This is a genomic window from Idiomarina solivarensis (genome assembly GCF_033052755.1).
Lineage (GTDB): Bacteria > Pseudomonadota > Gammaproteobacteria > Enterobacterales > Alteromonadaceae > Idiomarina.
Genome location: NZ_JAVFHZ010000003.1, coordinates 271,896 through 287,018 on the forward strand (window position 1 = coordinate 271,896; position 15,123 = coordinate 287,018).

The following is a 15,123-nucleotide window of genomic DNA, read 5'->3' on the forward strand; positions in this document are numbered from 1 at the left end:
TTACAACACCACTGTATTATTATGTGGAGGGTTGGCTGCTAAGGTTTCCCGTAGAGTTGCTTCGTAGTTGGGCTTCAAATGTGTTACCCAAAGCTTGGACGGTTGTCGTTCCAGGCTCTGCAGGGTGTTTTGCAGCAAGCTTGGGGTCATGTGTTTGGTTTTTTCGGCTACGTGCAGTAACTCATCCGGAAAAGCGCATTCCAGCATGAGAGTGTCAATATGGCCTAAGCGGTTAAGCTGCTCGGTCAACTGTCTGCCGGCAATAGTATCGGCACCAAAAACAAAGTGCCTGGCCTGACTTTTCACGCTATAGCCGACCGTTGGCACACTGTGATCTACGGCAAAGGCGTTAATCTCTATACCGTCCAGCGTTATGCTGTGTCCCGGTTGAATTTCCTCAAACGCTAATATTGCTTCAGCCCCTTCGGTCATACTGCTCAGTTCGGGCCAGATATCACCGTTGAAAATATTATCCTTTAATTTTTCCAGCGTATGGGGCTGTGCGTAAACCGTGACGGGTAAGTGTTCACTTCCGTACTGGTTACTGAGAAACGTGGGCAACGCAGCAATGTGGTCCATGTGCGAATGGGTCAGAAAGATATGCCGAATCTGATGCATTTGCGTCAGGCTGAGTTGATTCAGACCGGTGCCCGCGTCAATCAGAATGTTATGATTGAGCTGGATACAGGTTGAGCCGCCATTGTTGTTGCCGCTGAGTCCGCCGCTGCAGCCAAGCACTTGAATATTCAACACTCTGTTCCCATCTTGGTTTACACTGTAGTGAAAGATTATCACATTAATACAGCCGAGGAGGCTACATGCAAAACGCACCGACGAAAAGCTCTCCTGTCATGCCACAATTAATTATTCTGACGTTATTTTGGGTTGGCTTACAACTCGTTGCGACGTGGGTAAAAGACGACTTCTCTCATGTTAGCCAATACATTAGCGAGATTAACGCAACGGGCAGCACCGCAGCCGGGGCGTTTGGCTGGGTGGGTTTTATCCCTCTGGCACTGATTTCTTTCGGTGTTTTGTTAACCGCTCGTCCGCATTTACGGGTAAAGGGTATTAGCCACCTCGGCTGGACCTTATTGTTTTTCTACCCGGTGGCTTACTTTGGTAGCGCGCTGGCACCCTGCGATTTAGGTTGCCCGGTTGACGGCTCAAGTTCGCAGGCTCTGCACAATATTATTGCTGTCGTGAGTTATTTTGGGTTTGCGCTGGGCGCTTTATTGCTTGCTTTTACACCCAAAACGTCCTGGCCGGTGCGTTGTGCTTTCGTTTTGCTGGCGGTGGTTATTGCCTTAGGGTTCGTGCTGATGATTAACCCCGAATTGGCCGAGGTGCGCGGGGCAATTCAGCGCTATGTTGAAGTGGCGCAGCTGGTCGTATTTTGGTTGTTGTTGTGGTTGAAGCCCGCAGAGGCCAACGGAGGTAGTGATGAGTAAATCGGTTCGTTTAAGTATTGAAGGCATGAGCTGTGCGTCCTGCGTTGGGCGTGTCGATAAAGCGCTTAATGGTCTGGATGGTGTCGAAGATGCCTCAGTTAACCTAGCGTCGGACAGTGCCGAAGTGACTTACTCTGACAAACTTTCGGTGGATGACCTGATTCAGGCGGTGAAAAAAGCGGGTTACGACGCGCATGAAGTAGCTGACCGCGACAAGCAAATGCGCGAACAGCGCGAGCGACAAGCACAAGAAATGCGCATGCTGAAAGGACAGTTGTGGCTTTCGGCTTTGCTGACGTTGCCGGTGTTTATTCTGGCGATGGGCAACCACATGGTGCCGGCATTTGCCGATTGGGTGCATAACTCACTAGGCTTACAAACCAGCTGGTGGATACAGTTAGTACTTACTACTCTGGTTTTAGCTGTACCCGGTTGGCGTTTTTATAAGTTGGGCATTCCTGCGCTGGTCCGTGGGGCTCCCGACATGAATTCATTGGTGGCACTGGGTGCAACTGCCGCCTGGGGCTACTCAGTGGTTGCGACGGTGGTACCGTCCTGGTTGCCTAGCGGGTCAGTAAACGTTTACTTCGAAGCGTCGGCGGTTATTGTCACGCTGATTCTTGCCGGGCGCTTTATGGAAGCACGGGCAAAAAGTCATACGTCAGATGCTATTCAGCGGTTAATGAGTCTGCAAAGTAAAACGGCGAGAGTGGTACGTGACGGCGAAGTGACCGAAGTGGATATTTCTGAACTCGGCAAAGGCGATGAAATTGAGGTGCGTCCGGGTGAGCGTATTGCACTGGATGGCGAAGTGTCGTCTGGCGACAGCTATGTGAACGAAGCAATGATAACCGGCGAGCCTGAACCGGTGCATAAGCAAAAAGAAGATAAAGTAGTTGGCGGTACGCTGAATGAAAAAGGCACTTTGCGCTTTAAAGTAACGGCAACCGGCGAAGGCACGGTGCTGGCTCAAATCATTCGCATGGTAGAGCAGGCACAGGGCAGTAAGTTGCCGATTCAGGATACCGTCAACCGCATTACTCTGTGGTTTGTTCCGGCGGTGATGCTGGTAGCGCTGCTGACTTTCGTGGTGTGGTACTTTGCGGCCAGTGAGTCAGCACTTACCTTCGCTTTGGTAAATGCGGTAGCGGTGCTTATTATCGCTTGCCCGTGCGCTATGGGGCTGGCGACACCGACCTCCATTATGGTGGGCACCGGTCGCGGTGCAGAAATGGGCGTTCTGTTCCGTCAGGGCAGTGCCTTGCAGGCATTACAGCAATCCAAAGGCGTTATCTTTGATAAAACCGGTACCCTGACCGAAGGCAAACCGACCATTACTGACTGGCTAACCGTGGAAGATTTTGAGGACAGCGTGGTTCTGGGTCTGGCGGCGTCGGTCGAGGCTAAGTCGGAACACCCGACAGCCGAAGCGCTGGTCAATTACGCCAAAGAGCAGGACTTGAAGGTTTCTGAACCGGATACTTTTGAAGCTATATCAGGCCTGGGGGCTACTGGGAAAGTTGACGGTAAAACGCTGTATATTGGTACCAGCGAACTGATGCGGGATCAGGACGTCAGTCTTGAGAACGAACCCGGTGCGGCAAAAGAATGGTCGGAAAGCGGGCGCACGCCCATTTATGTCGCTATAGACGGCAAGTTAGCAGCAGTATTCACTCAGGATGATCCGATAAAATCGAGCGCCAAAGAATTGATTAAGCGCTTGCACGCCGACGGTTTAAAAACCGCGATGGTCACCGGCGACGCGGAATCTACTGCAAAACGCATTGCCAAAGAGCTGGGTATTGATGAAGTGGTGGCGAACGTCAAACCTGATGGCAAAGTGGACGCCGTGAAACGCCTGAAAAAAGAATGGGGTCAGGTGATATTTGTGGGTGACGGTATTAATGATGCGCCGGCATTAGCCTCCGCCGATGTAGGGTTTGCGATTGGCACTGGTACTGATGTGGCAATAGAATCGGCCGATGTGGTGTTAATGTCCGATAACCTTACCGTAGTGCAGCAGGCCTTTGCGCTGTCGGAAGCGACCATGCGTAACATTCGGCAGAACCTATTCTGGGCGTTTGCCTATAATACCGCGCTGATACCGGTGGCTGCCGGTGTGTTGTATCCGTTCTTTGGTATTTTGTTGTCACCGATGTTGGCGGCCGGTGCCATGGCCCTGTCGAGTGTGTTTGTGATAACCAACGCGCTCCGCCTGAAAACCGTGAATTTAGAAACGTCAGTTGGAAAGGACTAAACAGACATGAAAGTCGGAGTTTTTGATAGTGGCGTGGGTGGCCTGACCGTAGCGCGCTCGTTGCAGCAAAGTGGTTGCTTTAGTGATCTGCTGTATTACGGCGACACGGCGCGGGTGCCATACGGCAGCAAGGACAGCAACACGGTTACCCGCTACGCGCTGGAGGCCGTGGAGTTTTTTAACGGCGCCGATGTAGACTGTCTGGTGGTGGCCTGCAACACGGTGAGCGTGACGGCCCTGGAGCAAATGCAGAAGTTCTCCAATAAGCCGGTGTACGGCGTGTTAGAACCCGGTGTGATGGCTCTGCAACAGTTGCAGGGTATTGATAGCAGTGCACGAGTGTTGGTGATAGCCACCCGTTCCACTATTAATTCCGGTGCCTACCAGCAGCAGATTCACGCACTGGGCTACAACAAAGTGGACGCCATGCCAACGCCACTGTTCGTGCCGATTGTCGAAGAAGAGCTCTACGACGGCCCCATACTGCAGGAAACCTTTAAGCATTATTTTAGCCAGCTGGAAAAACCGGATGTGGTATTACTCGGTTGTACGCATTTTCCGCTTATTGCCGAGAGCATTTCCGCCTATTTCAACGGTGCAAAAACTATCCACTCCGGCGAAGCCATGCTGGCCTGGTTAAAACAACACCTGGATCTTAGCGCTCAGTTTGACACCACACCGCTGCACATCATCGCCACCGAAAACGTCGACGCCGTCAAACGCACCGCCACCCGCTGGGGCCTGAAATTGTAGCGTCACCGAACGAGTGCTGAGGTTACTAAGGCTCTTACGGAGGCCGCCCGCAAGTACGTCCCTGTAGGGCTTGAGCAGCGCCATCCATGGCGCTGCACACCTCCGTAAGAGCCTTATTAACCGTCGGTGCACTCATCCGGCGAGCTAAATTAGCTTTTAGGTTCCGAGTTCGATAAGCGGTTGTTAAGTTGCATGTAAGCGTTATGAGTGTTGAGGGGCTTTATGCCAGAGTGTCGAAGGCCATGGATGGCCTTCGCCAAGCGTTCATGGATGAACTTGCAGCGTCTCTGGCATAAAGCCCCTTAACGCTCCAGCGAAACATGCGACTTAACAGCCGTTTCCTCGATATCTCTCCTGACATGAATGTCAGGCTACGTTAAACTAGGTACTACTTTGGCTTTCAGGAGTTTGTACTTATGCCGCAGACGCAGCGTCCGCTTTATATTCCGTATTCTGGCCCTAATTTGTTGGAAACCCCACTACTGAACAAGGGCAGTGCCTTCAGTCGGGAAGAGCGTGCCGCGTTTAACCTGACCGGTTTGTTGCCACCTCGCTATGAGAGCATTGAAGAGCAGGCGGAGCGGGCGTATATGCAGTACAAAAGCTTTGAGACGCCGATTAATAAGCACATTTACCTGCGTGCTATTCAGGACAACAACGAAACCTTGTTCTACCGTCTGTTAACGGATCATCTGGAAGAGATGATGCCGATTATTTACACCCCGACGGTGGGGGATGCCTGCGAGAAGTTCTCTGACATTTACCGCAGTTCGCGCGGCCTGTTTATTTCCTACTCTGAACGAGACCAGATAGACGATATTCTGCGCAATGCCACTAAGCAAAAAGTCAAAGTGATTGTGGTGACTGACGGTGAGCGCATTCTGGGCTTAGGTGACCAGGGCATTGGCGGTATGGGCATTCCTATTGGTAAGTTGTCTCTTTACACCGCCTGTGGTGGTATCAGTCCGGCCTATACGTTGCCGGTGATGCTGGATGTGGGTACGAATAACGAAAAACTGTTGAACGACCCGATGTATATGGGCGCGCGGCATAAGCGTATTGATCAGGACGAGTACGACGAATTTCTGGATAAATTCATTAAAGCGGTAACGCGGCGCTGGCCAGGTGTGATGCTGCAGTTTGAGGACTTTGCGCAGCCCAATGCGATGCCATTGTTACGCCGTTATCGTGATGAAGTCTGCTGCTTTAACGATGATATTCAGGGCACGGCCTCGGTAACGGTGGGCACGTTGTTGGCAGCGTGTCGCCAGAAAGGTAAAAAGCTCAGCGAGCAAAAAGTGGTGTTTGTTGGTGCGGGCTCGGCGGGTTGTGGTATTGCCGAGCAGGTGATGATTCAGATGACGGCCGAGGGCTTAACCGAAGAACAGGCGAAAAAGCAGATTTTCATGGTAGACCGCTTTGGTTTGGTAATGGACACCATGGATGGCTTGCGTGATTTCCAACAGGCACTGGCGCAGAACACGGCGGATTTAGCTGGCTGGGAATACAGTGGTGATTATCCGTCGCTGCTGGATGTGATGCATTGCGCTGAACCGGATATTCTCATTGGTGTGTCCGGTAAAGCCGGACTGTTCACGGAACAGGTGATTTCGACTATGGCGAAAAATGTCGAACGCCCAATTATTTTCCCATTAAGTAATCCTTCAAAACACGTGGAAGCGCACCCGGCGGATGTGCTTAAGTGGAGTGAAGGTCAAGCGATTGTGGCTACCGGAAGTCCCTTTGGTCAGGTTGAATACAATGGGGAAGTTTACTCAGTCGCGCAATGCAACAACAGCTATATTTTCCCCGGTATTGGTTTGGGCGTCTTATCGGTTAAGTCGCAACGAGTGAGTGATGAAATGCTGCGTGTCGCCAGTAAAACGCTGGCGGCGGCTTCGCCTAGTGCGAATGGTAAAGGTGAGGATTTACTACCTGCTTTCAACGACTTAACTCAGTTGAGCAAAGACATTGCCTTTGCCGTGGGTAAAGTAGCGCAGCAAGAAGGGCTGGCACTGGAAATTGATGACGACACGCTACGCGAGCGCATCGACAACAATTTCTGGAAGCCAGAGTACCGTTTCTACAAACGCGTGAGCATTTAAGCGTGAGCTAAGTCGATGGCTTGCTGTAAGTCTGCCAGCAGGTCATCGGCGTTTTCAATGCCTACCGATAAACGCAGCAAGTCGAGTGGTACCGGTGTATCCGGACCTTCAATGCTGGCGCGATGCTCAATCAAACTTTCTACCCCACCCAATGATGTTGCGCGGTGCCAGAGCTGTGTTTTCGCAGCAACGGCAATGGCCGCTTTTTCGCCACCGGCTAAGCGAATTGACAACATACCGCCGAAACCGCCGTGCATTTGTTTTTGCGCCACCGGGTGACCGGCAAAGCTTTTCAGGCCTGGATACAGCACTTCAATAATCTGCGGGTGTTGTTCTAACTGTTCAGCAATGTAGAGTGCGCTTTGACAGCTTTCTCTTACACGCAGGAACAGGGTCCTCATACCTCGCAGGAGCTGCGCTGCGTCTTGCGGCCCCGGCACAGCACCCGACTGCGCGCGAATAGCGACCAGCCGTTGCCAGAAGGCGTTGTCTTCACGGGCCGCCAGGGCGCCGGAAATGACATCGGAATGACCGTTGAGGTATTTAGTGGCCGAATGCATGACAATATCGGCACCCAAATCCAAAGGCTTTGTCAGCAAAGGGGTGGCTACCGTTGAGTCGACTGCGAGCAGGGCATTACAGTCTTTCGCCATTTGGGCTACGGCCTCAATGTCGGTAACGGTCCACAGAGGATTTCCCGGGGTTTCCAGCCAAATAAGTGTGGGGGGCTTTTCGGCAATTGCGCTGCGCAATTGATCCAAGTCGGCGGTATCCACAAAACGAATATCCAGTCCGCTATCGACGCCAAACGTCTGCAGCCATTTGCGCAAAGCCCAGTACATAATGTTGGGTGCGATAACTGAGTCACCGGGCTTCAACGCCTGAAACACCGCTGTGGCAGCTGCCATGCCGGAGGCGAATAAGCGCGCATCAACGGCGTTCTCAAGTTCCGCCAATAATTTTTCAGCAGGTCGGTAGGTGGGGTTGTCAGCTCTCGAATACACTCGACCGCTGCGATATTGATTGTCTTCATCGCGAAGGTAAGTAGTTGATGTGTATACTGGAGGGATAATTACGCCATTCTCGTTGTCAGAGTGGCTGCCACCTTGAGCAAGGAGTGATTGCGGCGAAAAAGGAGATTTCGTCATATAAATTCTCGTTAAAGTAATCTCAATGCGAGATATCACGTATAAGAAAGGAAGTCATTTCATACTAACTGAAGAGGTATTGCAATGCGTTACGTAATTTCAGCCCTGTTGGGCTCTATGTTGTTTGTCGCAAACGCTGCACAAGCTAACGAATGCGAGCTGATGATAACTGGTAATGACAGCATGAGGTTTGATAAAAAGGAAATGTCAGTACCAGCCAGTTGTGAGGAAGTCACCGTCACACTGACTCACTCAGGTAAGCTGGGTGAAAAAGTGATGGGGCATAACTGGGTACTAAGTAAAGCCAGTGATATGCAATCTATTGTGCAAAAGGGAATGTCTGCGGGCATGGAAAATGAATATGTTCCAGAGACGGATACTGTGATTGCAGCCACCGACGTCATTGGTGGTGGCGAAAAAACCTCAGTGACCTTCTCTACAGAGGGCATGAGTGCGGATACAGATTATAAATTCTACTGCACCTTTCCAGGTCACTCGGCCATTATGCAAGGTAACTTTGTAATCAAAGAGTAGGTAATTAACCACTACTTAAATGATTCATCATTTGTTTGAAACTGCAGCCTCATTGGCTGCAGTTTTTTTGGAGCATTAATTGACCATTATGAAGTCTTTACTCATCGCTTTTTGTCTGGGGTTGTCCCTGCACAGCAGTATTAGCTATGCGCAGCAACCTGAACCGCGGGAAACACTAGTGATTGTCGAACCGGTCACTTTTGAACGCGAACGGAATCGGATTGAAGCGGTCGGTACGGCTGAGGCTGTCCGTTCAGTGACGCTGTATCCGGCGGTGGGTGACCGTGTTGTGTCGATAAACTTCGAACCCGGCGACTTAGTGGAAAAAGATGAAGTACTGGTTGAACTGGATGCCCGTCGCCAACGAGTGGCGGTAGAACAGGCAAAAATTAATTTAAGAGACGCGGAGCGCACCGTTGAGCGGCTGAAGGAAAGCCGGGATCAGGGCGCGATACCACAGTCTCAGCTGGACAACGCCATTTTATTAAGAGATTTGGCCCGTGTGCAGCTGGAAAGTGCGCGGATTAATCTGGAAGATCGCTTCGTACGCGCTCCTTTTAAAGGCATTATTGGTATCACTGATGTTGAAGTCGGTGATCGTATTACCGAGCAAACCGCCATTGCGACGCTCGATGACCGCTCATCGCTGTTAATCGACTTCCGTATTCCTGAAGCGGCAGTGTCATTGGCTAACGAAGGAGCCACTATTGCTGTGGAACCCTGGCGTTACTCGGGACCACCGGTGATGGCCGAAATTGTGGAACTGGATTCCAGAATTAACCCGACCACGCGGTTGTATCGTGCGCGGGCAAAAATTGACAACAGTAATGATGAGTTTTTACCCGGAGCAAGCTTTCGAACGGCCCTTGAGGTGAAAGGCGAAGAGTTTGTTTCGGTGCCGGAATCGGCGCTTTCATGGGGACCGAACACCCCGTATATTTGGCTATCGGAGGCGGGCACTGCGGAGCGTGTCAGTGTCCAGATTGAGCAGCGTTTGGCCGGGCGCGTTTTGGTTTCCGGTGATATTCAACGCGATGACCTGTTGATTGTCGAAGGTGTTCAAAGCCTGCGGGATGGTCAGAAAGTCACCTTTGACCGCAGTCGTCTGGATGCGCAGGGAGTGAGTGAGTAATGTCGGAACATCAGCCTCCTTCCACTGAAGCAAACGACCTGCCGTCGTTATCTATCCGCCGTCCGGTACTGATTGTTGTTCTTAATATACTCATTGCTATTTCCGGCATTGCCGCCCTGATGGGCGTCGAGGTTCGTGAGTTGCCGGACGTTGACCGCCCGGTGGTGACGATAAGAGCGGTATTACCGGGAGGCGCACCGGAAACGGTTGATGCAGAAGTTACCAGTATTCTGGAAGGGGCTGCTGCCCAGGTTTCCGGGGTAAAATCCATTCGCTCGCAAAGCGAAGAAAACTCAGCACGTATTGTGGTTGAATTCAGACCGGGTGTTGATATTGATGTGGTTGCCAGTGAAGTTCGTGAGTCGGTTAACCAAATAAGGCGGGAACTTCCTGAAGATGTTGAACAGATAAACGTCGTTAAAGCAGATGACGATGCCAGTACGGTACTGGACATTGCGGTTAGTAGCGACACCTTGGGCTTGTCAGAACTGACCCGCCGGTTAGAAACCGATTTAGCACCGGAGTTTTTATCGATTAATGGCGTTGCCGACGTCAGGTTAAACGGGGCCCGGGAACGGGTTATGAAGGTGGCGTTAGACCCGCTGAAACTGAATAGTTTTGGTCTGTCTGTGACGGACGTAAGAGAGGCCTTGCAGCAGGCGCCCTTTGATGTTCCGGCGGGCGCATTGCGTTCGACCGACCAGCGTTTGATCGTGCGTGCCGATGCAACGGCCGTTAATGAAGAACAAATTGAAAACATTATTATTGAGGGCTCAACTCGCATTGGCGATGTTGCGCAGGCGTATTTTTCACCTGCGGATGCCAGTAGTTTTGTGCGGCTGGATGGTAAGCCCGTGGTTGGTCTGGGAGTGATTCGTCAGGCCGGCTCCAATACGATAGAGATATCGGATCAGGCGTTGGCGGTACTGGATCGCCTGAAACAGCGTTTTCCCGACATGACCATGGTTGTGACCAACGACGACGCCCAGTTCATTCGCAAGTCGGTAGCGGAAGTAGTCACGACGTTAGCCATTACCATTACTCTGGTTATAGCAACCTTATGGGTCTTCATTGGCTCTTTCCGGGCAACCATTATTCCTGCATTTTCAATACCGGTGGCATTATTCGGTGCCTTATCAGCTATTTGGCTGATGGGTTTTTCTATCAATATTCTGACCTTATTAGCCTTAGTGCTCGCAACCGGTTTGATTGTTGATGATGCTATTGTAGTGACCGAAAACATTCAGCGCCGCCGAAGTTTAGGCCTTGGGAGTCGGGCTGCTGCGGTACTTGGTACCCGTGAAGTGTTCTTTGCGGTGGTGGCAACCACGGCGGTGCTTGCTGCAGTGTTTGTACCTATTGCGTTTTTACCTTCTACTGCGGGGCGATTGTTCCGCGAATTTGGTGGCGTGCTGGCCGCAGCCGTTATTATCTCTTCGTTTGTCGCCTTATCGATAGTGCCGGCTTTTACCGCCCGTTTGCCAAAATCGGCGGGCAAGAAGAATATTTTCGGCGGCATAGGCCATGCGTTTAAAGGCTGGTATGCGAAAACCCTTCATTTGGCATTGAACTTTAGCTGGGTTATTGGCGTTTTCTCTCTACTGGCGGCTGGCGGTGCTGTTATGACCTATAAAACTGTCAGCAGTGAGTTATTACCGGATGAAGATCGGGGAAGCGTCCAGGTATTTGCCCGGGGCCCTGATGGTGTCGGGTTAAACTTCATGGACCGACAAGCGCGTAAGCTGGAAGAAATTCTGCTGGAAGAAAAGAAAAAAGGCGATATTGAATCCTTATACACCGTCGTGGGGCAATGGGATTTAAATATTGCTTTCATCAGTGCGACGCTAGTGCCTTGGGAAGAACGAGAAAGAAGTCAGCAAGAGATTATAAACTCACTACGCGAACCTCTGAGTAAGGTGCCCGGCGCCCCGGGTCGTGCGTTTGGTGAGAATAGCCTGGACCTGAGAGGGCAGGGTGGCGGCCTTGAGATGGCCGTAACCGGCGAGAGTTACACTGATATATATGAAGCGGCCAGAAAGTTCACGGCGGCCATTGAGCAACAAATGCCTCAACTGGGTAATCCGAATATTTCGTATCAACCCACTCAGCCTCAGCTGAGAGTCAAAATTGATCGGCTGCGTGCTTCTGAACTTGGGGTTTCTTTGTCGGACATTGCAGCGACATTGAGGGTGGCTGTCAACGGTGACGACGTGGCTGATTTAAACGTGGGTGATCAGCAGATTCCGGTGATATTGCAAACCAGAAATAAGGCGATAGAGTCACCTTTAGACATGCAGAACTTGTATGTGCCCTCCAGTAACGGCGAGATGGTGCCTATTTCCAGTGTATCGAAAATTGTTGAAGAAGGGGTCTCTGCAGAATTGGAACGCCACGCTCAGCGCCGGGCCATTGAAATAGACGTTGATTTGCCCGAAGGCTTACCGATGTCTGAGGCCGTTAACCAACTTAGAACCATTGCTGAAAACAATCTCCCTGACAGTATGGGACTGGTGTTCCTTGGTGAAGCGGCAACCTTTGAGGATACATCGCAGGAAATAGCGATGACCTACATATTGGCCTTCTTGATTGTTTTCCTTGTACTCGCAGCTCAGTTCGAGTCGGTTAACAGTGCCTTTGTGGTTATGTTGACGGTGCCCTTTGGTATTGCTGCCGCTATTTATGCGTTATTTCTGACGGGAACGTCATTGAATATTTATTCGCAAATTGGTTTGGTGATGCTCATAGGGTTGCTAGCGAAGAACTCGGTGCTGTTGGTTGAGTTTGCTGACCAGTTACGCGACAGAGGTTATGGGGTACGTAAAGCGATTGAAGAAGCCTCGTTGATCCGTTTACGTCCTATTATGATGACGCTGGTCTCGACCATATTAGGCGGTTTACCGTTAATTTTATCCAGCGGTGCCGGGGCTGAAGCCCGAAATGCTATTGGTTGGGTGGTGTTCGGTGGTTTAGGTTTAGCAACGATCTTTACGCTGTATTTAACGCCGGTGCTTTACCTTTGGCTGGCGCGCTTTACCAAGCCTCGTGCCGATGAAGCGGCTCGGCTGGAAGATGAAATGGAAGCGGCAAGAGAAAAAGGACAGTAAAGTCAGAGCGAGGTTATTACCAGTGCTGGATGCTCCAGCGCTGGCGTATCTCATCGAGCTGCCCGGTTGCTTCAAGATGTTCTAACGCACCGTTTATCTGCCTGATAAGCTCGGAGTCGCCCGACTTTACGGCAAAACTGACGGGGACCTTAATGTCAGGCTGCCATAAAATTCGAATGGGTAAATTCATTTCATTCGCTAAATACCGGCCGACGGTTTCCGGCATGATAACGGCTTCCACTTCTCCAGCGGCTAACTGAGCCATTGCTGCATTTTTCGAGTCAGCCTGCTCAATTCGTATTGCGTTACTCAACCCCAGCTCTTTTAGATGCTGTTCAAGCACTGAATGTCTGTCACCGCTAATGCGCTTCCCAACCAGCTGCCGCACTGCACTGGGGCTGCTGTCTTGATCTAAAACGAATAACGTCGCAATGCGGTGATAGTAAGCTTGGCTAAAATCGAAATAGGCCTGTCGGAAGGCTGTGGATTCCATCCCAATGGCCACATCGAGTTCACCGTAGCGGAGCAGGCTGACAACATTGTCCCAGTCGTACTGATGAAGGCTCAAGTCTTTTTGCAAGTAGTTGAAAATAGCCCGTGTGACATCCAGATCGAAGCCAACCGGTTCACCATCTTGGTTGAATTGAAACGGTGGGTAGCCCGTTGCCATGCCAACTTCCTCTGCATGGCTGTGGGCAGGCAGCGCTGCACTCAATAATGCGACAGTGAGAACGCTTGGCCCCAGCCGCATTTAAGAATCCATAACGCTTAATTTGGCGCGAATGTAGTCCGCGTGACTAATGTAAAGTAGATCAGCCATTTTCCTCAGCATACTTTCCTCATGCGGGTCGAGTGTATTGTCAGCGTAGGCAACAACCCACAAAGTTTCCAATAATTCAACGCGTTGCTCGTATCTTAATGCTTTTAACTGTGCGGTAAAATCATGCAGGGAAGACGCTTCTTTTACTGCCTGAACCGATTCATCAATTGCCTGATCCGCTTTAGGCCCTGTTAGAGAATATTCGTGCTCGAGCTCATGCAATAAGTGCTCGCGCTCTTCTTGCGACAATTGTCCATCGGCTAAACTGATTTCGGTCATTAGAACCAGCGACAGAAAAGCCTCGTTTGATAGACCTTCGACTTGGTGTAACGCGGCTTGTTCTGTGTTTGTATTTTGCTGAAAAAAGTTCTGTAGAGCTTTGAGCATACAACATCCTATTTGGGTAAATCGGGTAAGAAAAAGGAAAACTCTGTGCCTTGACCTGGCGTCGATTGGACAGAAATTTCTCCTTTGAGTTTCCTTGTGACCAAATTATAGACAATGGATAAGCCCAATCCAGACCCTCCGGTTTGACGCGACGTAGTGAAAAACGGTTCAAAGATATTTTTTATGGTATCGCTCGCCATGCCTTTGCCGTTGTCGCGAAAATAGAAACGGACACCATTATCTTCCTGTTCGGTTTGAATATGGATTTGATGGTTTTCGTCCGCTTCTGCAAAGGCGTGGTCGTTAGTATTACTGACCAGATTGGTCACAATTTGAGCCAGAGCACCTTGATAAGTGCGCAAAACAATAGTGTCGTCGCAGTCTATCTTTATTGAGACACTTTTCTTTTTTACCATAGGTTTAAGGCTTAAGACCAGTGCGTGCAAATAGTTATTGAGTTCACACACGACCAATTCAAAGCTGGACTGATCCACGGCGGTTTTCTTGAAGTTTTGGATGAGTGTCGCGGCGCGCTCAAGGTTGCTGCTCAGTAATTGGTAAGCTTCGAAACTGTTACTAATAAAAGTTTGCAGCTGCTTGCGAGAAATAGATCCGTCACTAAAAGCTTGATCCAGCTTTTTTAAGCGGTGTTCGCAATGTGTCACGGCGGTTACCGAAACCCCTAGCGGAGTATTCACTTCGTGAGCAACTCCCGCAACCAGTTTGCCCAGCGCGGCCATTTTCTCTGTTTCAATGAGGCGTTCCTGCGCTTGTTTAAAGTTATCCAGCGCTTTGGTCAGAGATTCTGTGCGCTCCTCGACCATACTTTCCAGTTGCTCATTTTGCCTGACCAATAAGACTTCAAAGCGCTCACGCTCTGCCGCACTGACAGCTCGACCATAAATGTCTGCAAGCATGCCGACGAAAGCGACTTCGTTCGATGTCCAACGCCGTGAGGCCTTTCGGCTTTCACAGCACAGAACGCCTATCATTTCACCTTTATGGCGTAAGGGAACATCAAGCATTCCATACACGCCGGTTTCTTCTAAATAGCCATTACTGAGCTCTACCGTGGCCGGGTGGTTACGGGCATCATTGGCAATAATGGTGCGTTCGGTTTCTAAAAAGCTGAAATAGGAGGGTAATTCGGATTTACGCAGCACGGGAATTTCCGCTTCGTGGTTTTTTTCATCAATAAGCTTGGCCGCGGTCATGCTGAGTTTGTCGGGTTGCAATAACCAGATACTGACTCGTGTAATATCGAGTCCTTTTAGAGCTGAGGTAAGAATGAGCTCTGACGCTTTTTCTAAATCACCGCCATCAATGTCCGGCGACCGTGATACGTCGAGAAGGATATTTTCTAAGGCGTCGTTCATACCCAATCCGTCATCTGAATATTTGCTCACTATAACCTACTGACCTCCAAAGTCCA

General features: G+C 50.5%; 12 protein-coding genes. 7 read left to right on the forward strand and 5 right to left on the reverse strand.

Features of this window, described 5'->3' with window-relative positions:
- A complete protein-coding gene (locus RBK99_RS07115) occupies window positions 1-753 on the reverse strand; it encodes a 3',5'-cyclic-nucleotide phosphodiesterase (RefSeq protein ID WP_317503939.1) in 753 nt (250 codons plus the stop codon).
- 65 nt (window positions 754-818) lie between these two features.
- Here RBK99_RS07115 and RBK99_RS07120 point away from each other — a divergent pair, with 65 nt between their 5' ends.
- The 4 genes from RBK99_RS07120 (at window position 819) to RBK99_RS07135 (ending at window position 6,566) form a co-directional block, all read left to right on the forward strand.
- A complete protein-coding gene (locus RBK99_RS07120; RefSeq protein ID WP_317503940.1) occupies window positions 819-1,451 on the forward strand; it encodes a DUF998 domain-containing protein in 633 nt (210 codons plus the stop codon).
- The gene (locus tag RBK99_RS07125) at window positions 1,444-3,708 is read left to right on the forward strand and encodes a heavy metal translocating P-type ATPase (RefSeq protein ID WP_317503941.1); all 2,265 of its coding nucleotides are present in this window, start codon (window positions 1,444-1,446) and stop codon (window positions 3,706-3,708) included. The genes RBK99_RS07120 and RBK99_RS07125 overlap by 8 nt, the downstream gene beginning before the upstream one ends.
- A 6-nt stretch (window positions 3,709-3,714) precedes the next feature.
- Window positions 3,715-4,461, forward strand: a complete 747-nt coding sequence (gene murI, locus RBK99_RS07130; protein WP_317503942.1) for a glutamate racemase — start codon at window positions 3,715-3,717, stop codon at window positions 4,459-4,461.
- A gap of 416 nt (window positions 4,462-4,877) precedes the next feature.
- Window positions 4,878-6,566, forward strand: a complete 1,689-nt coding sequence (locus RBK99_RS07135; protein WP_317503943.1) for an NAD-dependent malic enzyme — start codon at window positions 4,878-4,880, stop codon at window positions 6,564-6,566.
- Here the strand turns inward: RBK99_RS07135 and RBK99_RS07140 are convergent.
- Window positions 6,563-7,714, reverse strand: coding sequence for a trans-sulfuration enzyme family protein (locus RBK99_RS07140; RefSeq protein WP_317503944.1), 1,152 nt, complete (start codon window positions 7,712-7,714; stop codon window positions 6,563-6,565). The genes RBK99_RS07135 and RBK99_RS07140 overlap by 4 nt on opposite strands.
- A gap of 84 nt (window positions 7,715-7,798) precedes the next feature.
- Here RBK99_RS07140 and azu point away from each other — a divergent pair, with 84 nt between their 5' ends.
- The 3 genes from azu (at window position 7,799) to RBK99_RS07155 (ending at window position 12,484) form a co-directional block, all read left to right on the forward strand.
- The gene (gene azu, locus RBK99_RS07145) at window positions 7,799-8,248 is read left to right on the forward strand and encodes an azurin (protein ID WP_317503945.1); all 450 of its coding nucleotides are present in this window, start codon (window positions 7,799-7,801) and stop codon (window positions 8,246-8,248) included.
- An 88-nt stretch (window positions 8,249-8,336) separates the two neighbouring features.
- Complete coding sequence (locus RBK99_RS07150) at window positions 8,337-9,380, forward strand: efflux RND transporter periplasmic adaptor subunit (RefSeq protein ID WP_317503946.1); 1,044 nt, start codon at window positions 8,337-8,339, stop codon at window positions 9,378-9,380.
- A complete protein-coding gene (locus tag RBK99_RS07155; RefSeq protein WP_317503947.1) occupies window positions 9,380-12,484 on the forward strand; it encodes an efflux RND transporter permease subunit in 3,105 nt (1,034 codons plus the stop codon). The genes RBK99_RS07150 and RBK99_RS07155 overlap by 1 nt, the downstream gene beginning before the upstream one ends.
- A 16-nt stretch (window positions 12,485-12,500) precedes the next feature.
- Here the strand turns inward: RBK99_RS07155 and RBK99_RS07160 are convergent, their stop codons facing one another.
- The 3 genes from RBK99_RS07160 to RBK99_RS07170 are packed head-to-tail and all read right to left on the reverse strand — an operon-like array spanning window position 12,501 to window position 15,097.
- Window positions 12,501-13,235 (reverse strand): transporter substrate-binding domain-containing protein, encoded by a 735-nt coding sequence (locus RBK99_RS07160; RefSeq protein ID WP_317503948.1) that lies wholly within the window; start codon window positions 13,233-13,235, stop codon window positions 12,501-12,503.
- Window positions 13,236-13,691 carry a tellurite resistance TerB family protein gene (locus RBK99_RS07165; RefSeq protein ID WP_317503949.1) on the reverse strand — a complete coding sequence of 152 codons (456 nt, stop codon included), beginning with the start codon at window positions 13,689-13,691 and terminating at the stop codon, window positions 13,236-13,238.
- 8 nt (window positions 13,692-13,699) lie between these two features.
- A complete protein-coding gene (locus tag RBK99_RS07170; RefSeq protein ID WP_317503950.1) occupies window positions 13,700-15,097 on the reverse strand; it encodes a GAF domain-containing sensor histidine kinase in 1,398 nt (465 codons plus the stop codon).
- Between the last annotated feature and the right edge of the window lie 26 nt (window positions 15,098-15,123).

What these genes read in the sequence shown, in the direction of transcription:
- RBK99_RS07120 (WP_317503940.1), top strand. Translation starts at nt 819, where the DNA reads ATGCAAAACGCACCGACGAAAAGCTCTCCTGTCATGCCACAATTAATT.
- RBK99_RS07125 (WP_317503941.1), top strand. Translation starts at nt 1,444, where the DNA reads ATGAGTAAATCGGTTCGTTTAAGTATTGAAGGCATGAGCTGTGCGTCC.
- murI (WP_317503942.1), top strand. Translation starts at nt 3,715, where the DNA reads ATGAAAGTCGGAGTTTTTGATAGTGGCGTGGGTGGCCTGACCGTAGCG.
- RBK99_RS07135 (WP_317503943.1), top strand. Translation starts at nt 4,878, where the DNA reads ATGCCGCAGACGCAGCGTCCGCTTTATATTCCGTATTCTGGCCCTAAT.
- RBK99_RS07140 (WP_317503944.1), bottom strand. Translation starts at nt 7,714, where the DNA reads ATGACGAAATCTCCTTTTTCGCCGCAATCACTCCTTGCTCAAGGTGGC.
- azu (WP_317503945.1), top strand. Translation starts at nt 7,799, where the DNA reads ATGCGTTACGTAATTTCAGCCCTGTTGGGCTCTATGTTGTTTGTCGCA.
- RBK99_RS07150 (WP_317503946.1), top strand. Translation starts at nt 8,337, where the DNA reads ATGAAGTCTTTACTCATCGCTTTTTGTCTGGGGTTGTCCCTGCACAGC.
- RBK99_RS07155 (WP_317503947.1), top strand. Translation starts at nt 9,380, where the DNA reads ATGTCGGAACATCAGCCTCCTTCCACTGAAGCAAACGACCTGCCGTCG.
- RBK99_RS07160 (WP_317503948.1), bottom strand. Translation starts at nt 13,235, where the DNA reads ATGCGGCTGGGGCCAAGCGTTCTCACTGTCGCATTATTGAGTGCAGCG.
- RBK99_RS07165 (WP_317503949.1), bottom strand. Translation starts at nt 13,691, where the DNA reads ATGCTCAAAGCTCTACAGAACTTTTTTCAGCAAAATACAAACACAGAA.